Here is a 23,144-nt window from a genome sequence, read left to right as displayed (position 1 = left end):
GGGGGGAGGCACCCCCCCCACTCCAGTGGAGCGCGGTTCGTGATCGGCGCCGACGAGGTCGGCCGTGGTGCGATCGCGGGCCCGGTCGCCGTTGGTCTCGCGGTGGTGCACGCCGACATCGGCGCGCACCCGCTCGGGCTGCGCGACTCGAAGATGCTCGCAGAGAAGCGCCGGGAGGAGCTCGCCCCGCTCGCCGCTCGGTGGGCCCTGTTCACGGCCGTCGGACTCGCCTCGGCGGAGGAGGTCGACCGGGTCGGCATCATCGCGGCCCTCGGCCTCGCGGGCAAGCGGGCGCTCGTGAGCCTGCACGAGCTCGGTGCATCGATCAGCCAGAGCGTCGTGCTGCTCGACGGCAGCCACGACTGGCTGACCCCGGCGCTGAGCAGTCCGCCGCGGGTGCAGACCAGGGTCAAGGCCGACCAGGACTGCTCGAGTGTCGCCGCGGCATCCGTCGTTGCCAAGGTGCACCGCGACCGGCTGATGATCGACGCGGATGCCGCGACACCCGGCTACGGATGGTCAGGCAACAAGGGCTATGGCTCTGCCGCCCACTACGAGGCGATCGCGCGCCTCGGAGCGACGGATCACCACCGCCGCACGTGGCTCAAGGCAGCGGTCTAGGATTGCAGCAGCATGGATGACGACGAGTTCGAGGACTACGACCGCGAGGTCGAGCTGGCGCTGTACAAGGAGTACCGCGACGTGGTCGGCCAGTTCCGCTACGTCGTCGAGACCGAGCGCCGCTTCTACCTCGCGAACGAGGTCGAGCTGGTTCGCCAGGACACAGAGCACGACTTCTACTTCGAGCTCACCATGAACGACGTGTGGGTGTGGGACGTCTATCGCGCCGACCGTTTCGTTAAGTCGGTGCGCGTGCTCACCTTCAAAGACGTCAACGTCGAGGAGCTGAGCTCGAAAGAGCTGGAGCTTCCCAAGGAACTCGCTCTCGACGAGTGACGCCCTCTAGCAGCGGGCGCCCGCGCGTTATCGTGCTCGCGCTCATCGGTGTGGCCGGCGGCCTGCTCAGTGGCATGTTCGGGGTCGGTGGAGGCATCATCCTCGTTCCGCTGCTCATGGCCTTCGCGGGGCTCGACCAGCGGCGCGCTGCGGCCACGTCGCTGCTGGCGATCCTGCCGACGGCGATCTCGGGGTCGGTCACCTATGCGATCCACGGGGAGATCGACTACGTCGCTGCGGGCATCGTGGCGGTCGGAGCGATCGGCGGGGCGTTCATCGGCACGGCGCTGCTGCGGCGCATCCCGGTAGTGTGGCTGCGTTGGGCGTTCATCGCACTGCTCGTCGGCGTCGCCATCCGCATGGTCTTCCTCGAGCCAGAGCGGGGGGAGCCGCTGCCGCTGACCGCGCTGCTCGTGGTCGCCTACCTGCTGCTCGGCCTCGTCATGGGCATGGCCTCCGGGCTGCTCGGCGTCGGCGGCGGCGTCATCGCGGTGCCGGCGCTCGTGGCGATCTTCGGCATCAGCGACCTCATCGCCAAGGGCACGTCGCTGCTCGTCATGGTGCCCACGACGATCTCCGGCACGATCTCGAACCAGCGGGCCGGCCTCGTCGAGGTGCGAACCGGGCTCATCGTCGGATGCGCGGCCGCGGTCGCGTCGATCCTCGGGGCGACCATCGCGCTATCGCTGCCAGCTCGCGCCGCCGCCATCCTGTTCGCGGTGTTCCTCGTCGGTATCGCTATCCAGCTGACGGTTCGAACCCTGCGGGCGCGCCCGTAGTTCGCCGTCCGTGCCCCACCCCGCGCGTCACCATGCCAAATGAAGGCCACGAGGCTGGATTCGGTGACCAGGTGGCTTCGGTGCCGGGGGAGCGCCTCGTACTGGCCTTCATTTGGCAGGTTGGGCTAGGCGGGCTCGGGCGGAGTAGTCAGACTCACGACCACCTCGCGCCAGCGCAGCAGGAACCCCCGCTCGTCGAGCTTCTTGCGCCGAAGCCAGCTCGTGACCTCGTCGTTGCTCTTGCTCGCGTTGCACGAGCCGCACGCCGGCACGACGTTCTCTAGCGTGTAGCGCCCGCCGCGGGAGATCGGCAGCACGCAATCGCGTTGCAGGGCCTTCTCGACGTCGCCGCAGTAGGCGCAGCACGCCCATGCCTCCATGATCGCGAGCCACTCGGCCGGCGTGAGGTCGTTGTCGGCCTTGCGCACGCGGGCGACGCGACGGCGCGCGGCCCGTGCGCGGCGGCTCTGGCTGACGACCATGCGCCAACGCTATCCATCGATCGAGGTGTCAGCTCGGTGAAACGCCCATTGACAAAGTGAACATTAGCGATATATCGTTACTACATCACATACGGTCTGAATAAGACACAACGAAAGGATGCGCCCATGCGCGACCACACACACCACACCGACCACCACGACCACCCCTTCATGCGCCACAACGGCGGCCCGCGCGATCGCGCCTTCGGCCCAGGGCACGCGCCCGGCTTCGGCGGCTTCGGTCCCCGCGGCTTCATGCCGCCGGGGCCCCAGCGCAAGCGCCGCGGCGACGTTCGCCACGCGATCCTGTCGCTGCTGGCCGAGGGTCCATCCAATGGATACGGCCTCATCAAGGCGATCGCCACGAAGTCCGCCGGCACCTGGACCCCGAGCCCCGGCTCGGTCTACCCGACGCTGCAGCAGCTCGTCGACGAGGAGCTCATCGAGACGGTCGGCGAGGGCCGCCGCACCGAATTCCAGCTCACCGACGCCGGCACCGCCTACGCGACGGAGCACGCGGACGAGCTCGAGCGCCTCTGGAACGCCACGGAGCAGGATGCCTCGGCCGAGGCAGAGCTCGGCGCGAGCATCCAGAAGTTCATGGGTGTCGTTCACCAGTTCCGCTTCGCGGCCACCGACGAGCAGCGTGCCAAGGCGGTCGAGGCAATCGACCAGGCCCGCCGCACGCTGTACGGCATCCTCGCCGACTAAGCACTACTAAGAGACCTGAGCTCCCCCGGCTGATGGGGGAGCTCAGGTCTCTGCTCGTCCAGTGCGGGTTGCGTCGCACCGCTACACACAGATGACCGGATGCCGTGCCTCTCGCCCTCGAGGCGCCGCCACTATCGACGCATGGCAGCCAAAGACACCCTCGGCCGACGCGGTGAAGACCTCGCCGCCGACTACCTCAGCGGCCTCGGTCTCGAGATCGTGGAGCGCAACTGGCGCTGCGCGCTTGGCGAGATCGACATCGTCGCGCGCGAGGGCAGCGAGACCGTCTTCGTCGAGGTGAAGACACGCGCGGGGCTCGGGTACGGGCATCCGCTCGAGTCCATCACGGTGGCGAAGCTCGCGCGATTGCGGCGGCTCGCCGGCGCGTGGTGTGAGGCGCATCCGGGGGCCTCCGCCGGCATCCGCATCGATGCTGTCGCGGTGATCGCCCCGCGCGGGTCTGGCGTGACCATCGAGCACCTCCGCCGGGTGTTCTGATGATCGGTCGCACCCACTCCGTTTCGCTGCTCGGCATGCACGGGGCCGTCGTCGAGATCGAGGCCGATATCTCGTCGCAGTTGCCTGCCTTCGTGCTCATCGGGCTGCCCGACGCCGCCCTCGGCGAGGCGAAAGACCGCGTGCGCGCGGCCATCTCCAACGCGGGTTTCGACCTGCCACACCACAAGGTCACCATCAACCTGTCGCCCGCGGCGCTGCCGAAGCACGGTTCCGGCTTCGACCTCGGCATCGCTGTCGCGGTGCTCGCGGCCTCTGGCGAGGTGTCTGCCGAGTCGATCGACCACGTTCTCCACCTCGGCGAACTGGGGCTGGATGGGCGGCTGCGCCCCATCACGGGCGTCCTCCCCGCGGTGCTCGCGGCGCACCGCGCCGGATTCGAGACGGTCATGGTGCCAACCGGCAACGCGGATGAGGCGGCGCTGGTTCCCGGCGTGCGCGTCGTCGGCGTCGCCTCGCTTCGAGACGCCGCCATCTGGCACGGGTCGGAGGCCGAGCCCGAGCCCGTGGAGCCAATCCTGCGCCCCGCCCTCTCGACTCCCGACGACGATGGCCTCGACCTCGCTGACGTCATCGGCAACGAGGACGCGATCGAGGCCATGCTGGTCGCCGCGGCCGGCGGGCACCACGTCTTTCTCCTCGGCCCGCCCGGCGCGGGCAAGACGATGCTCGCGGCCCGACTGCCCGGGCTGCTGCCGGAGCTGTCTGCAGAGCACGCTCTCGAGGTCAGCTCGGTGCGCTCGCTGTCGGGATTGCCGGTCGGCTCGTCGCTCTCGACCCGGCCGCCGTTCGAGGCGCCGCACCACAACTCGTCCTCGGCCGCGCTCGTCGGCGGCGGCAGCGGGCTCATCCGTCCCGGCGCCGCGGCCCGCGCGGCACACGGCGTGCTCTTCCTCGACGAGGCGCCGGAGTTCCCATCGGCCGTGCTCGACGCCCTGCGGCAGCCGCTCGAGTCTGGAGTGATCAGCATCCACCGGGCCAACGCGGTCGCGCACTTTCCCGGCTCGTTCCAACTCGTCATGGCAGCCAACCCGTGCCCGTGCGGGCAGTCGGGCGCGCGTGACTCTGAGTGCACCTGCACGCCGTTCAACCGCCGCCGCTACCTCGCCCGCATCTCCGGCCCACTGCTCGACCGCATCGACATCCAGCTGCGCGTGCAGCGCATCACCTCCGCTCAGCTGCGGGTGTCGACGGACGCCCCACGCCTCACGAGCGCCGAGGCGCGTTCCCGAGTGGTCGCCGCTCGATCGCGCGCCGCGGCCCGGCTCGCCGCCACCCCGTGGACGCTCAACTCGCACGTTCCCGGCGCCTGGCTGCGCGGCGCCGCCGCTCGGCTGCCGACCGCCGTGACCGCGAGCATCGACCGCGCCCTCGAGCGCGGCGGCATCACCATGCGCGGCTACGACCGCGTGCTGCGCGTCGGCTGGACCCTGGCCGACCTCGACGCCTCCCCAACACCAACCGCAGAGCACATCGGCCGGGCCCTGTACCTACGAAAGGCCATCAGCTCATGACCCAGCTATTCGGAATCGACCAGACCGAGGTGGCCGCACTCGCCGCGGCGGTGTCCGACGGCGACCCCGCCGACGTCTTCGCCCGCGCCGCCTTGACCTGCATTGCCGAGCCCGGCGACCGGGTCGCGGGAGTGCTCGTCGCGACACTGGGTGCGGCAGCCGCGCTCACGGCGCTCATCACCCGCGTCCCCGCCGCAGAGCTCGCTGCCCGCATGCTCGACAACGAGGTAGACGAGCGCCTCGTCGGCGAGCTCACCCAGGCTCTGGAGCGGTGGATGCCGCGGCTCCAGCTGCCCGATGTGCGACGTGCGCTGACCCAGGCCGCCCGCTTCCGCGTGCAGCTGCTCACTCCCACGGCGGAGCAGTGGCCCGCGGGAGTCAACGACCTCGGAGCCCATACGCCGCTGGCCTTGTGGGTGCGCGGCCAGCTTCCTGCTCTCGCCCACCTCGACCGCAGCATTGCGCTCGTCGGTGCCCGCGCGGCCACGGGTTACGGAGAGCACGTCACGATGGAGGCATCCGCCGGGCTCGTCGACCGTGGCTACGCGATCGTGTCGGGTGCCGCCTACGGAATCGACGGCATGGCGCATCGAGCCGCGCTCGCATCCAAGGGCATGACGGTCGCGGTGCTGGCCGGGGGAGTCGACCGTTTCTACCCGAGCGGCCACGACGCCCTCCTCACCCGCATCGTCGAGACCGGAGCGGTGGTGTCGGAGGTGCCGTGCGGCGTGCCGCCCACCAAGTGGCGCTTTCTTCAGCGCAACCGGCTCATCGCGGCGATGAGCCAGGCCACGGTCGTGCTCGAGGCCGGCTGGCGATCCGGGTCGCTCAACACGGCGGGACACGCCGTGCAGCTGGGTCGTCCACTCGGGGCTGTGCCCGGCCCGATCACGAGCGTTATCTGGGTGGTGTCAAGCTCTTTGCCCGGATTATCAAGCAGCTCGCGTGTCAACGATGTCAGCCACTCGCCCGAGCACACGCTGCGCGCGCCAATCGCGGAGCTTTCCCCGCGCTGGGTTGAGAGCTGTTGAACCGTGCAAGTGCGTTCCCGACTGACCGACGCTACCGAAACGAACTTCCCCTCAGATCAATAGGATGGGGGTCGACGAAACGGTGGTTTTACTTGGGCGGCTTGCCAAGCGGCAGCGATGCGAAGCAGTGCATCGACGCGCTCCAGTCCGATTTTGAGTGGACGTACCAGGGGACCAAAGGTGGGCACGCGCACCCGGTCGGGTTCTTGCTGTGCGCGGAACGCTCACGTGATGGCTGCCGCATCAACGTCAACGGTACGGGGCTAAACACCGCGCGGAAAATCTGGGCAAAGGCTAGGCGTTGCCCGCATGGTTGCCGACCAACGCGGACTCATTGGTGACAGTGTTGGCAATTGCCAACTATGGTAGAGACCTGCACATGAAAGTTGGGGACAACATGTACGGTTACACGCTCGTCGTCGATGGATTCGACCTCGACGACTCGGAGCAGAATGCCGCACTCGAGTACCTCCCATACGACATAGTCGCGGGCCGCAGTGGCGGTGTCATCACTCTTGACGTCGAGTGCGACTCGATCTCGGCCAGCGACTCAGTCATGCGCTCCTACGAAGATCTAAACAAGATCGGCGTCCGAATTCAGCGCATCGATCTCGACCTCGTGGGTCTTACCGACGTCGCCGAGCGCATCTCGAGCAGCCGCGAGACCGTGCGGTTGTGGAGCACAGGTGCTCGACGAAGTAACTTTCCAGCGCACTATACCTCGGTGGGTGCATCGCGTTTTTGGGCATGGTCAGACATCTTTGTGTGGCTCCGGACAAACTCGATCATCGTTGACGAGCTCTATAGCTTCGAGCCGCTACCAACAGATGTAATTGAAGCGTTCAATGGCGCATTCGCGCAGAATCGCGATCGCTCCAGCGAGGGTTGGTTGCGCACAGCGAAGCCGAGTGCCGCATTGCCCTTTGCGCGAGCCACAACGCTCGTCACCCGCACGGGGTGGAAGTCGTTGGCATGACCGACGCCGCCGAGGAACCAGCCCGCCAAGTAACCTCAGCGGCTGAGCTTCTGCAAGACGTCACGGTCGATTTGTTAGGCATCACCTTCTACAAGGTTGGCGCAGAGCTAAATACCGAGCACGACGTCGACGATTCCGAGCTTGGAGACCTCGAACCGAAGTTCGGCCTGAAGACGTTCCATCAGGGTCGGGAAATCGGAGTTCGTCTTGCTCTCACTCTGAGTGGCGACAAGGGCGTCATCGAGGTCGATTTAGCTGCTAACTATGAAGCAGCCGTCCCAGTCGAATTGCCGGGCAGCGTTCTCCTAGATTTTGCGAACAACGTCGCGGTGATGGCGCTACTCCCGTATGTTCGCGAATCCGTCTGGTCGCTATCTCAACGTGTATTTGGAACTCCCTTAGTAATGCCCGTCTATCAGCGAGGGCAAATCGCCTTCGATCCGGCCAGCAGCGAGGAATGACGCGCACAGGCGCGGGCGCCGAGTACGTTATCACCGGCCGTAGAAACATCGACTAGGCATCCTTCCGACCGCGCGCTACGCTTCGTCGAGCCGGACGGGCCAGCAGCTGACACTTAGCGTGGAGCCGTCCTCGAGACTACCCACGATGAACTTGGCGAACCCGAGGCTCTTGTTCACCCGGGCACCGGGGAGATTACAGGCATACGACCCCGCACTGATCGCGTGAATTCCGAATGCAACCATCGACCCCGACGGGCTGCCGTATTTCCCGAGTGCGCTCTCTCGATGAAGCATTCGAGGAGCTTGTGGCAGAGGCTAGTTACTCCTCCACGACCACGGACGCGCTTGCCTCCGCGCGCTCGTAGTTGAGTCGCTCAAATGGGTCACCAATAGCGACAAGGCTTTCCTCGTCGGCAATCGGCCTAGGGCCGTTGGGCTCCAACGTAAAGGTCTCGATCTCGTCAACCCACTTGGGCGCTTCGCTGTAAAGGCCAAGGATTGTGGAAAGCCCACCAGTCCCGTTGCCTCCCACGTTTACGCGTCTTGTCCGAAAGGTGCGGGCAAGCGTCAGTTTCGGTGCGACATCTGTTGCACGAACGACGATCTTCACCTTGCGGATACCGCCGAGCGGTTCTCCCGTCTCAGGATCGCGCACGCTGCTGGCCTTCGCGTCAAGGATCGCGAAGTAGTCGCCTTCCTTGATGCCGTGCTCGCTGCCGCGATTTAGGATCACTTCCTGGTCGCTGACAATCTCGGCAACTTGTCCGGTGATAGCACTGCTGTTGATTGCTACTTCGTTACTCACGTTTCTCCTCCAGTTCTTTCGAGAGCTTTGCGAGGACGCGCCGCCCCTTCGCGCGATCCTCTGCGAGCCCCTCCAACGAGCCGGGTGCAAGCGAATCCCAGTCGAACATCGCGTTCTCTACCTCGTCCATCGAGCGGATGAGGTTTTGCTGAACGCCAACAAGCCCAGTGCGGGTGCGTTGCTCTTTAGTCGAAACGGCAAGATGGTCGACCATTGTGCTCGTATCGTCAATCGCGTCGCGCACGCTGGAGAGGCCGCGGAGTGCGCCCGCTGCCCTCTGGGAGTGATCCGTTGGCACCGGGGCAACCTGCAGCAACACTCCCAAGACTGTCCCAAGGATGGTTCCCATCGCGACGAGAATTCCGACGCCCGGGTTCTTGGGACTGCTCAGAAAGCCGATCAGTATGATCGCGGCGCAGATGGCCAACGCCACCCAAAACCGCGGCCCAATGACAAGCTGCCATTTTCTGAAGCGCACCACGGGGTACTTGGTGTCGCTCATGGACTCATTATGTCGCTAGGCGAGGGCTCCAACGGCAACGCGAACCCCAATTTGCCGCTGCGGACAGCTGCCCTTCGGGGCACTTCCAACGGGTATCGCCGCACTCACAGTGCTCAAGACTCGACCGGCTCCGCTGAAGCCCTCCGTCGCTCTCGTCGTCACACATTAAGCGCAAGAGGGCCCCCGGATCTACCTGATCTGTTGAGTTGGCGGCTCCGGTAGCACCGCAGCAGCACCAGGAATCTTCGGGATCCGGGCATAAAGAGAAGCCGCCGCCTGTCTCAGTCGCCGGTCCAGTAAGGTCCCGTGTCCGGCTCGCTCGACGTAAAGACCAACCCCATATGAGGTGACTTCTTTGGCGAGCACCAGGATCGCTGACATCGCGGAGGCGTCCGGGAATGAATAGCTCTTGCCGTCGAGGTCAATAGTCACGCGAAGCTCGATCGACGGCCACATCTTGCCGTGCGCCGAGCCGGCCGATGCACGCCACAGCCTTTCTACGTGTGCTGCATCGCCGAGCTCGCTCGATGAGACTTCGCTACGAAGCTGTGCAGCCGCGAACGTCACCATGGACAAGTAAGTTGGCGCGCGCACCTCCACGTTCGCGTCAGCTAGCACGTCCAAAAAGGTCTGGCGCTTCAGCTTCAACTCCAGCTTCACCGCTGGGTCTAAGGCCGCTTTCCTCTGCTCATCGAGATCGGCCAGTACGAGAGCGACGTGCCGGCGCGCCATCTCTCTCGGGTTGTCTGACGCGAGAATCCAGACAGCCTGCGAGGCGGATTCCAGCGCTGCGCGCGCCAAGGTCTGAGCGGGGCGCTGCGTGTGATGAAGCTCTGCCTCGGGATGCAACTTGAGCGGTGCGACGAAGTCAGCCCACATGACGAGGTGTTCGAGCGCCGCCGAGAGGTACGACCGGCACCACGTGTCGACAGGCTCATCGGGGAAGTACTCTCTGGTAACGCCGAGCGGAGAGCTGTCCGTGACCGACGGAGTTCCATCCAGCACCTCCAGCAAGATTCGCGAAGCCTGCGCGACCTGCACCCAGGAGCCCGACGTTTCGCGGTCGACGATCACTCGGCCCGTTTCTATGTTGGATTCCACGAATGCACCATAGTTCCAAACACCGTCGCCGCACACGTCAAAGAATCCAAGGCTCGGATCCTTATCCGGCGACAGTGCAGGTGCTGTTGAGCGCCAGTAGAAGGAGCGCCTCCGTTCAGGCCTCGAGCCGGTCGAGATCGACGTCGGTCGCGGCTAGTAAGTGCCGGTGGTCGCGTCGCCGGGTTGTTTGTCAGCCGAAGTGGCCATAGGCCCAAGCGGATTGCGCGCACCCCGACCATCGGGGACCGCGGCAAGTGGGTTGGTTCGTTGTGCCGAGCGTCGAGACCGTACATACGAGGCGGACGCCATCCGGAACCTGGCACCAGTGGCCAACGATCGAGGCGAGCGTGTCCAGCGAATCCAGCCCTGACGCTTCCAGTGCACCGCTAAGTGGTGGCGAAATGAGAAAGTCACATTCTTGTCCGCAACCCAATCAATGCCGCCGACATCGATCACTTGATCGAACAGTTCCTGAAACGTGGGGCCATAGCCATGGCGCTTCCGGAATCGGGCAATCGCGATTGCTACTTTGAGCCCGAAGTCGGGATCCTCGGCCAGCGAGTCGAGAAGTGACTGCATTCCTGGGGGCAAGGACCTCACGTCATACGGGTGGCCGCGAGTCGAGGCGTTGCTTGGCACTGATATCACCGTTCCGCATTGTCAGGGGAGTTGATCCACGACGGCGACACGTGCGGTCCAGAGGTCAGTGACGCCCCGGGAAGTGTTTGGGATGATTCGTATGCCGCTCAAATTATGCCATACGCGCTAGGCCATATATGAGCGGCATCCCGTCCAAGTTTGAGAGATGGCGCGCACAGTTCTCTCGAACGACGAATGGCGCCGTTTTGCTCGTGAGATGGGACACAACCTTCACAAGCTGCGGACTGCACGGGGGATTAGTCAGGAAGAGCTTGCATACGCTGCGGGCCTAAGCCGATACACGTATCAGAAGTTTGAGAAGGGCGAGTCGCGCCCAGGCGACCCGGCCAACCCCCACCTGCGAACAGTCGCCGCCATCGCTGGGGCGCTAAGCGTCCCTATTGCTGAGATCCTTCCTCGGTGGGTGCCAACCGTCGCGCCGTGACAGGCATACGCTCGCCAGCCAACGATCTGTGGACAACGACTACGACCCATTTGGCCGATATGCCATCATCGGCGGATGAGTAACGTCACGCCCCTTTTCGGAGACGACAGCGTCGGCGAGGCGGTCGAGTTGGCCGGCGATGAGTTGTGGCTTTCGACGGAACCGATGCCCATGCAACTATCTGGACCTTCGATGGAGCGACTTAACCTTGAGGTCGTGTCATCCGACGACCGAGAGGACCTCGAGAGCGATGTCGCTCAAGAAGCGGCAATCTCGGAGCTGGTTAGGCAAGGAATGGCAGCTGGACCCGCAGTCCCATTGAGCGATATCGCCTCCCGTTTCGGCCTGGATCCTGCCGAGTATTGGTGAACGACGGGACCAGCGCTCGGAACTGTTCGACGCGCCGCGCTCGACGCTCCCGCCAGGGACTCCACTCGTTCAACCAGCCGACGTCATGTCGCGAAAGAAACGACGACAGCGAAGCTAATCAGCCGAAATGCCCTACGAGCTCCATCGCGCCCATCGCCTCGTCATTGACGACGCTGAGCTCCAGCGCCGCATTCTTGATCGATCGGCGGTTGCCGGCCGTAATCACGGCCTTCAACTCGACGGAGTTCGCAAGGCCCGACCCCCAACGGCCCACGAAGAGAACCGGGTCCGCGTCGATAACCTCATGCGGGTGGACGTCGCCGAGATCGTAGCGCACAATCCACCCGGACTCGTCGCGCTGGACGGCGACGTTAAGGTTGGTGGCCAGCCTGGCGGCCATGCCATCTAAACGTGGCAGCCCAATGGAGGGATATTGCGCTAAGTCCTCGCCGAGGGGGACTGGCGGATGCGGCAGCGGCTCATGACTTGGTCCGTCATATGACTCGATCCCGTCCGGCAACCGGATCTGCACCCGTACGCCAGTCATCACGTCCTCACCAGTGTTCTCGAATCGCAGCACCCACGGGTTCTTCTCGAGCTCTTTTATGAGGGAATCACGGCACGCGCCGGCGAGCCGCGTTTGACACATTGCCAAGTACTTTTCGACCTCCGCGCGATACTGGCTGGGCGTTCGCCTGTCGCCGATTCCGAGGTTCGCGAGCATCGAGATTGGAATCGATTTGAGACTTGCCATCCAGTGGGCTCGCTCGGCAGAAATCCACTGGGCGGTCGCGGCGTCGCCGTCATCAATGAGAACCACGTTGCGTGGGGTGCCGGCCCAGCTCACAGCTCCGTCTGGTGCAGGGTCCTGGGTGCCGGCAAGGAGTCGTCTCTCAAGCTCGCGGACGTCGGCGGGATCGGCCGACCGGGTTAGGCCGTTCTTGCGAACGAATATGGTCCCGGCAGGCACGGCCGTCTTGCCCTCCGGCGTGAACTCCTTCGCCAACGTGTGCAGCCGATCACCCGCTCGAGGCGGCTCGACCATGAAGACGACAACGTTCTTGCCGTCGATCAGTACTGATGATTGAGACCAGAATGGCCCGTCTCGGCCGGTGTAGCGCTCGATCCCCTGATATAGGTGAGCGGAGTCGACTGCGGGGATGTCGACGAGTCCCTGGGCTGACGCTCCCACCACGAGATAACCAACGCCCTCGAACAAGGTAGAAGCTAGGCCCACCGGTCGATTCGCCATACCGAGGATGGTCCGAGCCACCGCAAAGTGCCCGGCGAGACTCCCGAGATCCAACTGGGACTTCCATTCCACGGCGTGGGACTCGTCGTCGGCCGCGGCGTGTGTGATGGCGTCGACCAGTTCGACGAGCTTGAGGTAGCCGCGTAGCGGGCGGTCGGAGTCGATTGGTAGGGCCACACGCTGAGTCTTCCAGCAACCTCGGACCAATAGTCCAAATCGCTAGTTCGCGGAGCCGATACTCGTTCAATGTGCCCACGCAATGATTGCGACATACCAATGCGAAGCACCATTTCTTGCTGGCGATCGCCGTGTTACTTGCGGAAGCGGATGTCCGTGACGTTCTCGGTTTGCCCCGTGGCAGTTCGAAGCGCGGTGCGTTCGATCGCCAGGTCATCCTCGAGGCTGCGGGTTGTCTCCCGCAGCTCCGCGACGGTGCGGTTCAGGTCTGCGATCTCCGCTATTGCGCGATCCAGGTCTAGCCCTCGCTGTTGATATAGCTGGCGAAGGCGCTTCTCGTCTCGGAGTTCGATCTGGGCGGCAAGTCCCGCATCGAGCTTTTGATTGAGATCCCGGATCTCGTCTCTCAGCTTCTTGATGACGGCGTTGGCGTTTGCAATGTCCGCCGCACGACTTAGCCCCAGCCCCCGCGAGTCGTTGCCAGGGTGTCGTTCGGTGTGACGGCGGAGGCCCTCGAGGAGGTCAGGTTGGCTGTAGAGGAACTGACGGCTGACGCCGGCTGAGGCCGCGAGTGTCGAAACGGTCAGGGCCTGCCCGATTTTGCTTGCGCGGGCGAGCGCAGCTACCACGTCGCGGTACTTACCCGCCGACGCGGCCGCGCGGGCGCGTTGCAGAGCCTCGGCATTGCCCTTGCCGGGATTGGCTGTGTCGCTCATATCTCTCTCAATTCGATGCTTTTGCCGGCTAGTGACGCGCTTCTGGCCCGTCGCATCACCTCCGACATCGTTTCAATTTCCCGACGCAGTTCGACAGGTAGCTCTTCGAGTCGGGCACGCATATTCTTGAGAATTTTCTCGTAGTCCGCGATGAGCCCCCGTTGGGCTTCGAGGAGGTATGTGGCGGTGTCTGATGACTCCGCGATCCGCAATTGAGACCGCAGCTTGAGGAGCTCTTTCTCTATCTCAGGGATATGAGACGGATTTGGTCGGAAGAAACCGCAACCGGCGCACTGGTAGCGCAGCTGGCAAGCCGTTCCGCCGGCCGCGACGTTAGCGGGCTCCGCACAGTCGCCATAGGGAACGGGGGTGATCTTGAGGAGGACTCGTCCGCTTCCTACGCCGATCTGTTGCCCGTGGCGGTTCTGTGCCAACGGCGCGAGTGCGCTCACAGCCTGCCTGCGACGTTTCGAGCTCACCTGGTAGTAGACCATGGTGGTGCTCAGCGAGGCGTGGTCCATGAGTTGGCGCAAGGCGTCTGGTTCCGTGCCGTTGTCGGCATGACGCTGCGCGTAGGCTCGCCGGAAATCGTAGGGCTCTAAGTTGGATAGGTCGAAGTCGATCGCGTTTCCATCAGCGTCGGTCAACGGCCCGGGCACCGGGGGCAATGTCGCCGTGAATTTCTTCAGAACGTCGCTCAGGTATGGCACGCCGATGTGAGGGATGCGTTCGTCCTGAAGCCGTCGGCGCCCAGTCGGGAAAAGATAGTCGGCTCGGATGCCCAGTTTCTCTCGGACCGCCTCCCACCGTCGGATGGAATCGACAACGGGCGTCTCTACAGGGAGTTCGCGGGGCGCTCCGGTGGATTTGTGAGCGGTGTAGCGGAGCAGCCATCCACCGTGCCTGTCTTGAATCAGGCAGCCTACTTTCAGCGATGCGATCTCGCCCGGCCGGCGTCCCGTTTCCATGAGAAGCTCCATCACGCACCGGTACATGTCGGAATGGCGACCGATTTGAAGCGTCTCGGTGTGCGCACGAAGGTGGGAGATCACTGCGGGAGGTGTGACGCGGTCACTCTCCACCTTTTGATCTGCTCGGCCGCGGCGGGCAATGCGCTTTTGTGCAGCGTAGTTTTGAGCGAAGCTCTCTGGGACCTGTCTCCAGATCCCGAGCCTTCGAGCGATGCGGCAGAGCTCCCACCAGTTGGACTGGACGGATAGCCCCGACTTGCTGGACCAGCGAGTCTCGAATCGGGCTGTTATTGCTGCCATGTCGTCGTAGCCAAGACGCGTCTCGTCTCGTCCTGCGTCGCTTCGCTTGGAGCGGAGCACCATGGAAGCTTCCACACACGCGGCGAAGCACTTCTGCACAGTCGACCGGGGCTCCAGCGTGGTGGCCAGCCAGGCGCGGAATGCGGCGGCGAGCCACGGTTGTGTTAGTTGTCGAACGTCAAGGGGAACGCCAGTGAGATCCGGGTTACGATGCGCGTGCGTTTCCCGGAGAGGCAGGTCCTGAAGAAAAATGAGGTCCTGGTGTTGCCAGTCACTGGCGACGAATCGCCGACCTGCTTTCTCGAGCAGCAGGATGCCGATTGTCCGGATGCCTTTCAGTCTTTCCGCGTGATCGTGATCGCGGAAGCATGCAAGAAGATCGTCGTCGTCGTCGTGGCTGGCGTCGGCCAGAAACGGTCGAATCTTGTTCACGGAGATCCGACCGTATCCGCGGGCGGAGTATTGCTGTAAAACGAAGAGAAACTCGGTGCGCATTGACGTCGGCAGGGTATGCAACAGCAGCTGATGACGCTCCAGCACGCGGTCCGAGTTCACGAAACGCTCGACAGTGAGCGAGTTGTCGGATCGACGCGCTGCGGCGAATCCAGAGACGTGGTAGGCGCAAAGGCCGCTCCTCGTGACACCCGCAAGGAGACGATCGCAGGAAAGCACAGAGCACTTCACCGGCGGGTAAACGGTCTTCAGTTCCCGGCGCGCGATGTAGCGCGCCAACGCATCGTCGTCCCGTTCCTCCCCCCGCTCTCGACACCGTACGCTGAACGAGCGGTAGTGACTTGAGCAGAGTCCTCGGACGGTTTGCGCCCAACCGCACTGAGTGCCGGAGCTGTCATGGACGGCGCACCGCATGTAGCCACGGGTGGATCGCTTCTCCATCGGGTCATTCTTCGGGCGAATCCGCGCGTACTCGTCTACCGACAGTCCAGCTTTTCTTGCCGCTTTCACGCAACCCTGGCAATACCTGACTCGAGCGGCGGGATTAGCGCAACCCGGGCGGGCGCACGCCTTGAAGTCGTTCAGTTCGCTAAACGGGTCGATAGTTAAGATTCCCGACTCGGCGTCCCAGCTCCCGACTGCCCAGTCGTTTGTGAGGGCCCGCGTCAGAAAGTCAGACCATGACGCCTGGGCCGGTGACGGTGGAGCTTGTGTCTTTCGTGTTGCTTCGTTCATCCTTCGATCCCGTCCTTGATACGAGCGTTGGCCACCGATGAGCGAAGTAACTCCTCGCTGGCGTGTGTGTAGACCAGCGTGGATCCGATGGACCGGTGCCCAAGCAGGACTCGCACCACGTCCAAGTCGAGTGCAGCGCCTTCAATGCCGCGAACCCAGATGGTGGCCCTGGTGTGACGAAGCAGATGCGGACGAAGGTAGAAACCGAGCTTGACCGACCAGCGCCGAAAAAGGTCGACTACGGTTGCATAGCTCAGGGCTTGCCCCAATGTCGGGCCCTCGAGAGCGACAAACACGTTCGGGCTGAGATTCTCGGCATCTAGAAGAGCACGTTCTGTCTGTGCCGCTTGGTACGTGAGGGCAAGCTCGGCAGGCACGGGAACCGTCCGCAACGACTTCGCTCGAGCACCGTTCGTTGAAGTATTGCGAACAACATGAACGTGAGGCCCTCTAAAGCGGCAACCGTGCGGCGCGTTGTCGGCCAGAAAATGAAGGTTCTCCCTGTACAGGGTGAGGGCTTCGCCTACGCGCAATCCGGTGTAGTAAAGAAGGTCAACCAAGAATCTGTCCCGAGCCCGCAATGGCAGTTCCAACACCGCCTGACGGTCTACCGGGTCGCTTATCCATGGCGGTGCTGCCTCCATGTCAGCCGCACGTATCCTGAGCGATCGTGTCGCGACGGTCCTGAGTTTTCCGCGTTCGCCTCCTCTTGGTCCCGCCGAGACGAACTGGGTCTCTGTGATTTGCGCGAGCAGATCCTTGGGCACTAGTTCTTCAGTAGCCGCCCACCGATAAAACTCGACCAGGGCAACAAGCCACGCTCCCACCGTCCTCGGCGTCCGCAGTCTGAGGCTTCCGCTGCCGCCGCCAATCGGGGTCGACAGCAAATGGTTCTTCCACTGGACTAGCGTCGTTGGCCTCACTCTGGTCCAGTCCACTGCCTGCGACGGAAGCCAACTTAGAAATCCAGCGATTCGCACCCCATAGTTACGGACAGTGTTTGGCGAAGCCCCTGATTCGACTAAGTATCGAAGCCAATCGCATGCCCCGGGATGGATGACCCCAGACTTGCGGTCGTAAATCACCGCAAGGTCAATCCCCGCCGAGGATCGCACCCAGCGAAAAGCGAACCGTACGGAGCTCGTCATGCGTTGCAAGTTATCCCCTGTGACTGACACCGGTGCGTGAAATGTCCGCAACAGCGCAACTCTTGGGTGTCATTGACAGCGAGAGACGAACTTTGCATGACCCCATATAACGAGCGCGGCGTCCGCGGGATGCCACCGCCTCATCCGCAGCTACGGCGCCGTGTGCGTGACGAACGCCGACGAGATGGCAGAGCTCGCCCCGATCGACGTTCCGATGTTTCGCGACGCGGGTGCCTCGCCCCACCACTCCGAGGAGTCGCGCCTTCGCGACACCCTCAGCGACCGCTCGCCGCGCACAGCAGCCGACCTTGCCAAGCGCTCCGGGCTGAGTCTCGGGGGAGTGCAGGCGCTGCTCGGGCGGCTCGAGCTCGAGGGAGCCGTCGTCGAGAAGGACCGTGGCTGGATGCTGGCACCGCCCCCCAAGAAGGAGAAGCCGCTGGCGTGAGCGCGTACCCCTACGCCGCCGCCGCCGTCGTGAAGTACCGCACGTGCGGCCGTAGTGGCGAGTCGACCGCGAGCCTCGGGTGGTCGAAAGTGCCCGCGAGGCGCATGCCGATGCGCTCCATCACCGAGCGGGAACGGTCGTTCGAGACCGCCGTGATGGAGTTGACGTGGCTGAGGCCGAGCTCCTCGAACCCGAAACGCAGGCTCGCGAGCGCGGCCTCCGACGCGAAGCCGTGTCCCCAGTGACGACGATGAAGGCGCCAGCCGACTTCGACCCCACCCTCGCCGGGAACCCCGGACGGCATCGGTGCGAGGCCGGTGAACCCGATGAACTCTGCCGTGTCGCGCCGCTCCACCGCCCACAGGCCGTGGCCGTGCTGCTCGAACATCGCATCCGCACGGTCGGCGAGGGCGTCGCTCTCCGGCGGGGTCAGCGCCGTGGGGAAGTACCGCATGACCTCCGGGTCGGCGTTGAGCTCGGCAAACGGGGCGCGATCCTCTGGCTTCCATCGGCGGAGGATCAGTCGGTCGGTATGGCGCTGCCAGGGCATCGAACCACCTTCACGTCGCGGGGAGAGGTGTGGCAAGTGTCGCGCAGATGTGCCGAACCCCGAAAGGGGCACACGGCGTGTCAGCTCACACCGCGGCGATGAGCGACGCGTCATTCACGTCGTTCTTCAGCGGCGCCACCTCGTGGAAGGTGAGACCGGATGCCACCGGCACCGCCAGCGCCACCGCCGCATCGACGAGGTACTGGTCGCCGTCGATGCCGGGGGAGAGCCACTCGTCCCAGAAGTCGCGCGGCAGCGGCACCGGGTTGCGGTCGTGGATCTCGGCGAGCGCTGGCACCGACGGCATCGTGAGGATGGTGGTCGAGAGCACCCAGCGCTGCGGGTCGTCGTCGGCGAGAGCCGGGTTGCGCCACCACGAGTAGAGCCCGGCGAGGGCGAGAAGAGAGGACCCATGGATGAAGTACGGCGTCTTGGTGCCGCCGACGGTCTTCCACTCGTAGTAGCCGGTGGCGGGAATGAGGGCCCGCTTCGAGACGACCGACGCCTTGAAGGATGCCTTGCTGGCGGCATCCTCGCTTCTCGCGTTGAAGGTGGGGAACTTCGACTTGAGCTCCTTCGACCAGCCGGGAACGAGCGACCAGCGAGCCAGCTCGAGGCGGCGCTCGAGTGTGCCGGTCTTCTGCGACTCGATCACGACCGGCACCTGCTCTGTCGGGCGGATGTTGAAGCTCGGCCGCCAGTCGTTGGGGTTGCCGCCGGTGGCGACGAACTCCTCGATCAGATCGTTGACCTCGCTGTCGACAGCGAATCGTCCGCACATGTGCAGCAGCGTACAGCGGGCCACCGGCACCCGACTGGCACCCGAATCGGCAAGACACTACATACTGTTGCGGGGATACCATGGGCGCATGATCCAACTCGGCCAGTACGCCCCGCCGTCGCACGTGATCGCGCACATCAGCGACACGCACTTCCTCGGCGAGGGTCGCAAGCTCTACGGCGTCGTCGAGAACGAGGCCAACCTCCGTCAGGCCCTCCAGCAGCTAGAGAACCTCGCGAGCCCGCCGCAGGCGCTCGTGTTCACGGGCGACCTCGCCGACCTCGGCGAGCCGGATGCCTACAACCGCCTTCGCGCGATCGTCGAGCCGGCCGCTGAGCGAATGGGCGCGCAGCTCATCTGGGTCATGGGCAACCACGACGAGCGCCCCGAGTACTCGAGCCTGCTGTTCGACATCGAGCCGAGCCTCGAGCCGCAAGACCGGGTCTACGACGTCAACGGGCTGCGCATCATCTCCTTCGACACCACGGTTCCCGGATACCACCACGGCGCGATCACGGACGCCCAGCTGGAGTGGCTCGCCGGCATCCTCTCCACCCCCGCCGAGCACGGAACGCTGCTCGCCGTTCACCACCCGCCGCTGCCGACGCCGCTGCTCTGGGCGATGGACATACTCGAGCTGCACGGCCAGGACCGCCTCGCCGCGGTGCTCGAGGGCTCCGACGTGCGCGCGATCCTCGCCGGCCACCTGCACTACTCGAGCCATGGCACCTTCGCCGGCATTCCCGTGAGCGTCGCGGCCGCCACCTGCTACACGCTCGACCTCACCGCCCAGGACCGCCTGCTCGCCGGGGTCAACGCCAACCAGGCCCTCACCATGGTGCACGTCTACGAGCACGCGATCGTTCACTCGATCGTGCCGCTCGGCGACGAGCCGGAGATCAGCGGTTTTTCCCGCGAAGCCATCGCGCAGATCGAGGCGATGACCTTCGACCAGCGCCTCGACGTCTTCTCGAAGAAGGCGTCGACATTCAATGCCGCGGAGGCCTCGGCGAGCGACTAGCGGGTCGTGCGCTGGCGCTCGAGGGGCAGGTGCTGCCGGTAGGCCTCGATGACGCGGCGGAGGTAGTCGGTGATGACGATGCGCTGCTCGTCATCGAAGTCGTCGAGCACGCGGTCGATGCCGGAGACCATCGGCAGGATCGATGCCATCGCGCGCTGCGTCGACTCCGGTGTCGGCACGACGAGCACTCCGCGGCGGTCGGCGGGGTTGGGAACGCGCGTGGCGTGTCCGAGGGCCGTCAGGCGGTCGATGCTGGTCGTCATCGCTGCGGTCGTGACGCCGACACGTGCGGCGAGATCGGTCGGGGTGAGCGGGCCGTCCTGAATGAGGTGCTCCATCGCGGAGAGATCGGTTGGGTTCACCGACAGCGCCTCGCCAAGGTGCGCCTCGAAGGCGGCGGACAGCTCGCGGATGTCGCGAAGCAGCACCGTCGCATCGTGGGGAGCGCGGTTGACTTGCATTGGCTCAGTGTACCAGTATCATTAGATTATCTAATTAGAAGGTCTAACAAAGAGCGGACTCATGCAGAGACTCACCCGGTTCATCACCGCACGGCGCACCTCCTGGATCGTGCTCGTCGTCGCCTTCCTGGCCGCTGGCGCGATCTTCGCCCTCGGCTCCGGCTCTGACGCAGAGACCTCGCCCGGTGTCGGGCTGCCAGAGAGCGCGGAGTCGGCGAAGGTGGCCGCGCTGCAGGAGGAGCTGCCTGACGCCGACCAGACGAGCGCACTGCTCGTCTTCAGCCGGGATGGCGCCGACCTCACCGAGGACGACATCGCCGCCGTCAACGAGGTCGGCCCCGCGCTCGCCGACTTCACCCCCGACGGCTTCGTGCCGCCGGCCACGATCTCCGACGACGGTACGACCGCCCTGCTCGCTGTGCCGCTCGAGACGGTCGAGGAGGTCTCCGACCAGGCCGACCGCGCCGCAGAGCTGCGCGAGACCGCCAACGCCGACCTGCCCGACGGGCTCACGGCCCTGCTCACCGGGCCGGAGGGCTTCGCCGTCGACATCGCCGCCGTGTTCAAGGGTGCCGACTTCACGCTCCTGCTCGTCACCGTGGTCGTCGTCGCGGTGCTGCTGCTCATCACCTACCGCAGCCCGTGGCTGTGGCTCGTGCCGCTCATCGTGGTCGGTCTCGCCGACGGCCTCGCGAGCATCGTCGCAACCCGGGTGGCAGCACTCGCTGGCATCGCGCTCGACGCGAGCGTCACCGGAATCCTCTCTGTGCTCGTCTTCGGTGCCGGCACGAACTACGCCCTCCTCCTCATTGCGCGGTACCGCGACGAGCTGCGCACGCACGAGGACCGACGGGATGCCATGGCGCGTGCGCTTCGAGGCGCCGGCCCGGCGATCATCGCCAGCGGCAGCACCGTGACCCTCAGCCTGCTGACCCTGCTGTTCGCCGAGCTCGCGGGCAACCGCGCACTCGGCATCGCGTGTGCGGTCGGAATCGTCATCGCCATGCTCTTCGCCCTCGTCGTGCTTCCCGCCGCGCTCGTGCTCTTCGGCCGCGGGCTCTTCTGGCCGATCGTTCCGCGCTTCGGCACCGCCAACCCCGCCTCGACCGGCATCTGGGCGCGACTGGGCCGCGGCGTCTCCCGTCGCCCTCTTCTCGTCGTCATCGCGGGGGCCCTCCTGCTCGGCGGACTCGCTCTCGGCGTCACCCAGCTGCAGGTCGGCCTCTCGCAGACCGAGAAGTTCACCGCGAAGCCGGAGGCCGTCACCGGACAGGAGATCATCGCCGACGCGTTCCCCGCCGGCAGTGGCTCCCCGGCCATCGTCATGGCTCCCGACGACAGCGTCGACGACGTCACCTCGCTCGTGGAGGACGTGGACGGCGTGGATGCGGTGCGCCCCGGCGAGAGCACCGGCGAGTTCACCCAGCTCGTCGTCACCCTCGACTCGGCGGCAGAGACCCCGGAGGCATTCGCCACCATCACCGCCCTGCGCGATGCGGTGCACGACGAGGACGCCCTCGTCGGCGGGCTCGACGCGCAGGCCCTCGACGTCCAGGCCGCGCAGGAACACGACCAGGATCTCGTGATCCCGCTCATCCTCGCGCTCGTGTTCCTCGTGCTCGTGCTGCTGCTGCGGGCGCTCGTCGCCCCGCTGCTGCTGCTGCTCACGGTTGTCGCCTCGTTCTTCGCGAGCCTCGGCCTCAGCTGGCTGCTGTTCCAGGCGGTCTTCGGATTCCCCGCCGTCGACACCAACGTCGTGCTGTTCAGCTTCCTGTTCCTCGTGGCCCTCGGCGTCGACTACAACATCTTCCTCGTCACCAGGGCTCGCGAGGAGGCCGTCGAGCACGGCACGCGCGATGGCATGGTGCGCGCCCTGTCGGCGACCGGCGGGGTGATCACGAGCGCCGGCATCCTGCTCGCTGCGGTGTTTGCGGTGCTCGGGGTGCTTCCGCTCATCACGCTCACCCAGATCGGCATCATCGTGTGCATCGGCGTGCTGCTCGACACCCTCCTCGTTCGCACCGTGATCGTGCCAGCGCTGGCGTTCCTCGCCGGCGAGAAGTTCTGGTGGCCCTCGCGCGTTCACACGCCGAAGCACGTCGAAGGCGCGACCATAGAGGGGTGAGCCCACTCGAGCTGCAGGTCGCCGCGTTCTCCCGCCATCTCGCGGGCGAGCGCGGCTTCAGCGCGAACACCGTGCGGTCGTATGTCTCCGACCTCGCGGCGCTCGCCGCCTTCGCAGAATCGCGGGGCATCACCGAGGTCGCCGCGATCGACCTCGACCTGCTGCGCGACTGGCTGTGGCAGTCCTCGACCGACGGGCTCGCCAAGTCGACGCTCGCCCGGCGCTCCGCCTCGGCCCGGGCTTTCACGGCGTGGCTGGCCCGCACGGCCATCACCGACACGGATGCCGCCGCGCGCCTCAAATCGCCCCGCCCCGACAAGCACCTCCCGCGCGTTCTCTCGCGCGAGCAGATGGACGGCATCTTCTCCTCCCTCACCATCGCTGCGCAGACCGGTGACGTCGTGGCGGTGCGCGACCTAGCGATCGTCGAGCTGCTGTACGGTGCGGCGCTGCGCGTCAGCGAGGTGGCGGGGCTCGACCTCGACAGTGTCGACCTCGAGCGCCAGACCGCGCGCGTGCTCGGCAAGGGCTCGAAGCAGCGGGTGGTGCCCTTCGGCAACCCGGCCAGACGTGCGGTGGTTGCCTATCTCGAGGTAAGGCCGTCTGCCACGACGACGGCGCTCTTCCTCAACACCCGTGGCGCACGTGTTGCGACGCGGTCGATCTACGAGGTGGTCGCCCGGATGCTCAACGAGCTACCCGGAAGCGGGGCGTCCGGCCC

At 65.2% G+C, this 23,144-nt stretch carries 27 protein-coding genes and 1 pseudogene; 15 read left to right on the top strand and 13 right to left on the bottom strand.

The window, feature by feature from the left end; translation table 11 throughout:
• The 3 genes from AC14A7_RS06290 to AC14A7_RS06280 all read left to right on the top strand — a co-directional run.
• The coding region (locus AC14A7_RS06290; RefSeq protein ID WP_484007294.1) for a ribonuclease HII at positions 1–621 on the top strand (621 nt) is incomplete at its 5' end.
• Between the two features lie 12 nt (positions 622–633).
• Positions 634–957, top strand: coding sequence for a DUF2469 family protein (locus AC14A7_RS06285; RefSeq protein ID WP_484007293.1), 324 nt, complete (start codon positions 634–636; stop codon positions 955–957).
• Positions 954–1,736 (top strand): sulfite exporter TauE/SafE family protein, encoded by a 783-nt coding sequence (locus AC14A7_RS06280; RefSeq protein ID WP_484007291.1) that lies wholly within the window; start codon positions 954–956, stop codon positions 1,734–1,736. The genes AC14A7_RS06285 and AC14A7_RS06280 overlap by 4 nt, the downstream gene beginning before the upstream one ends.
• Positions 1,737–1,861: 125 nt before the next feature.
• Here AC14A7_RS06280 and AC14A7_RS06275 read toward each other — a convergent pair whose 3' ends face one another.
• The gene (locus AC14A7_RS06275) at positions 1,862–2,218 is read right to left on the bottom strand and encodes an HNH endonuclease (protein WP_484007289.1); all 357 of its coding nucleotides are present in this window, start codon (positions 2,216–2,218) and stop codon (positions 1,862–1,864) included.
• Positions 2,219–2,344: 126 nt separating this feature from the next.
• Here AC14A7_RS06275 and AC14A7_RS06270 point away from each other — a divergent pair, with 126 nt between their 5' ends.
• From AC14A7_RS06270 to AC14A7_RS06245, 6 genes are all read left to right on the top strand, one after another.
• A complete protein-coding gene (locus tag AC14A7_RS06270; protein ID WP_484007288.1) occupies positions 2,345–2,929 on the top strand; it encodes a PadR family transcriptional regulator in 585 nt (194 codons plus the stop codon).
• Between the two features lie 141 nt (positions 2,930–3,070).
• Positions 3,071–3,427: a YraN family protein gene (locus AC14A7_RS06265; protein WP_484007286.1), complete on the top strand. Its 357-nt coding sequence runs from the start codon at positions 3,071–3,073 to the stop codon at positions 3,425–3,427.
• Positions 3,424–4,959, top strand: coding sequence for a YifB family Mg chelatase-like AAA ATPase (locus AC14A7_RS06260; protein ID WP_484007298.1), 1,536 nt, complete (start codon positions 3,424–3,426; stop codon positions 4,957–4,959). The genes AC14A7_RS06265 and AC14A7_RS06260 overlap by 4 nt, the downstream gene beginning before the upstream one ends.
• Complete coding sequence (dprA, locus tag AC14A7_RS06255; RefSeq protein ID WP_484007284.1) at positions 4,956–5,990, top strand: DNA-processing protein DprA; 1,035 nt, start codon at positions 4,956–4,958, stop codon at positions 5,988–5,990. Before AC14A7_RS06260 ends, dprA begins: the two co-directional genes overlap by 4 nt.
• A 379-nt stretch (positions 5,991–6,369) precedes the next feature.
• Positions 6,370–6,966 carry a hypothetical protein gene (locus tag AC14A7_RS06250; RefSeq protein ID WP_484007282.1) on the top strand — a complete coding sequence of 199 codons (597 nt, stop codon included), beginning with the start codon at positions 6,370–6,372 and terminating at the stop codon, positions 6,964–6,966.
• Complete coding sequence (locus tag AC14A7_RS06245) at positions 6,963–7,427, top strand: hypothetical protein (RefSeq protein WP_484007281.1); 465 nt, start codon at positions 6,963–6,965, stop codon at positions 7,425–7,427. The genes AC14A7_RS06250 and AC14A7_RS06245 overlap by 4 nt, the downstream gene beginning before the upstream one ends.
• Before the next feature lie 319 nt (positions 7,428–7,746).
• On the opposite strand, the gene AC14A7_RS06240 is transcribed toward AC14A7_RS06245, so the two are convergent.
• From AC14A7_RS06240 to AC14A7_RS06225, 4 genes are all read right to left on the bottom strand, one after another.
• Positions 7,747–8,232, bottom strand: coding sequence for a hypothetical protein (locus AC14A7_RS06240; RefSeq protein WP_484007279.1), 486 nt, complete (start codon positions 8,230–8,232; stop codon positions 7,747–7,749).
• On the bottom strand, positions 8,225–8,734 hold the full coding sequence (locus tag AC14A7_RS06235; protein ID WP_484007278.1) for a hypothetical protein: 510 nt from the start codon (positions 8,732–8,734) through the stop codon (positions 8,225–8,227). The genes AC14A7_RS06240 and AC14A7_RS06235 overlap by 8 nt, the downstream gene beginning before the upstream one ends.
• Positions 8,735–8,923: 189 nt before the next feature.
• Complete coding sequence (locus tag AC14A7_RS06230; protein WP_484007276.1) at positions 8,924–9,835, bottom strand: hypothetical protein; 912 nt, start codon at positions 9,833–9,835, stop codon at positions 8,924–8,926.
• A 153-nt stretch (positions 9,836–9,988) separates the two neighbouring features.
• Positions 9,989–10,414 (bottom strand): hypothetical protein, encoded by a 426-nt coding sequence (locus AC14A7_RS06225; protein WP_484007275.1) that lies wholly within the window; start codon positions 10,412–10,414, stop codon positions 9,989–9,991.
• A 226-nt stretch (positions 10,415–10,640) separates the two neighbouring features.
• Here AC14A7_RS06225 and AC14A7_RS06220 point away from each other — a divergent pair, with 226 nt between their 5' ends.
• Positions 10,641–10,919, top strand: coding sequence for a helix-turn-helix domain-containing protein (locus tag AC14A7_RS06220; RefSeq protein WP_484007274.1), 279 nt, complete (start codon positions 10,641–10,643; stop codon positions 10,917–10,919).
• A gap of 75 nt (positions 10,920–10,994) precedes the next feature.
• Positions 10,995–11,288 carry a hypothetical protein gene (locus tag AC14A7_RS06215; protein WP_484007273.1) on the top strand — a complete coding sequence of 98 codons (294 nt, stop codon included), beginning with the start codon at positions 10,995–10,997 and terminating at the stop codon, positions 11,286–11,288.
• A 118-nt stretch (positions 11,289–11,406) separates the two neighbouring features.
• On the opposite strand, the gene AC14A7_RS06210 is transcribed toward AC14A7_RS06215, so the two are convergent.
• The 5 genes and pseudogenes from AC14A7_RS06210 to AC14A7_RS06190 form a co-directional block, all read right to left on the bottom strand.
• Positions 11,407–12,717, bottom strand: coding sequence for a hypothetical protein (locus AC14A7_RS06210; protein WP_484007271.1), 1,311 nt, complete (start codon positions 12,715–12,717; stop codon positions 11,407–11,409).
• A gap of 134 nt (positions 12,718–12,851) precedes the next feature.
• A complete protein-coding gene (locus tag AC14A7_RS06205) occupies positions 12,852–13,433 on the bottom strand; it encodes a hypothetical protein (protein WP_484007270.1) in 582 nt (193 codons plus the stop codon).
• Complete coding sequence (locus AC14A7_RS06200; protein ID WP_484007269.1) at positions 13,430–15,436, bottom strand: tyrosine-type recombinase/integrase; 2,007 nt, start codon at positions 15,434–15,436, stop codon at positions 13,430–13,432. Before AC14A7_RS06200 ends, AC14A7_RS06205 begins: the two co-directional genes overlap by 4 nt.
• Positions 15,437–15,888: 452 nt before the next feature.
• Positions 15,889–16,536: a tyrosine-type recombinase/integrase gene (locus AC14A7_RS06195; protein WP_484007296.1), complete on the bottom strand. Its 648-nt coding sequence runs from the start codon at positions 16,534–16,536 to the stop codon at positions 15,889–15,891.
• Between the two features lie 141 nt (positions 16,537–16,677).
• Positions 16,678–17,040 (bottom strand): annotated as a pseudogene (locus AC14A7_RS06190) (site-specific integrase); the annotation flags it as partial.
• Between the two features lie 166 nt (positions 17,041–17,206).
• Here AC14A7_RS06190 and AC14A7_RS06185 point away from each other — a divergent pair.
• Positions 17,207–17,485 (top strand): DprA-like winged helix domain-containing protein, encoded by a 279-nt coding sequence (locus AC14A7_RS06185; RefSeq protein WP_484007268.1) that lies wholly within the window; start codon positions 17,207–17,209, stop codon positions 17,483–17,485.
• Between the two features lie 10 nt (positions 17,486–17,495).
• Here the strand turns inward: AC14A7_RS06185 and AC14A7_RS06180 are convergent, their stop codons facing one another.
• Positions 17,496–18,035 (bottom strand): GNAT family N-acetyltransferase, encoded by a 540-nt coding sequence (locus AC14A7_RS06180; protein ID WP_484007267.1) that lies wholly within the window; start codon positions 18,033–18,035, stop codon positions 17,496–17,498.
• 85 nt (positions 18,036–18,120) lie between these two features.
• Positions 18,121–18,816 carry an SOS response-associated peptidase gene (locus AC14A7_RS06175; protein ID WP_484007265.1) on the bottom strand — a complete coding sequence of 232 codons (696 nt, stop codon included), beginning with the start codon at positions 18,814–18,816 and terminating at the stop codon, positions 18,121–18,123.
• Positions 18,817–18,904: 88 nt separating this feature from the next.
• Here AC14A7_RS06175 and AC14A7_RS06170 point away from each other — a divergent pair, with 88 nt between their 5' ends.
• On the top strand, positions 18,905–19,837 hold the full coding sequence (locus tag AC14A7_RS06170) for a phosphodiesterase (RefSeq protein ID WP_484007263.1): 933 nt from the start codon (positions 18,905–18,907) through the stop codon (positions 19,835–19,837).
• Here the strand turns inward: AC14A7_RS06170 and AC14A7_RS06165 are convergent.
• Positions 19,834–20,298 (bottom strand): MarR family winged helix-turn-helix transcriptional regulator, encoded by a 465-nt coding sequence (locus AC14A7_RS06165; RefSeq protein ID WP_484007262.1) that lies wholly within the window; start codon positions 20,296–20,298, stop codon positions 19,834–19,836. The genes AC14A7_RS06170 and AC14A7_RS06165 overlap by 4 nt on opposite strands.
• Before the next feature lie 61 nt (positions 20,299–20,359).
• Here AC14A7_RS06165 and AC14A7_RS06160 point away from each other — a divergent pair, with 61 nt between their 5' ends.
• Positions 20,360–22,423, top strand: a complete 2,064-nt coding sequence (locus tag AC14A7_RS06160) for an MMPL family transporter (RefSeq protein ID WP_484007260.1) — start codon at positions 20,360–20,362, stop codon at positions 22,421–22,423.
• Positions 22,420–23,144, top strand: a 725-nt coding sequence (locus AC14A7_RS06155) for a tyrosine-type recombinase/integrase (RefSeq protein WP_484007258.1), incomplete at its 3' end; no start/stop codon positions are given. The genes AC14A7_RS06160 and AC14A7_RS06155, both read left to right, overlap by 4 nt.

Source organism: Conyzicola sp., from assembly GCF_057073975.1.
The sequence above is the reverse complement of the archived record's forward strand: the minus strand, read 5'-3'. Positions and strand labels throughout refer to the sequence as shown.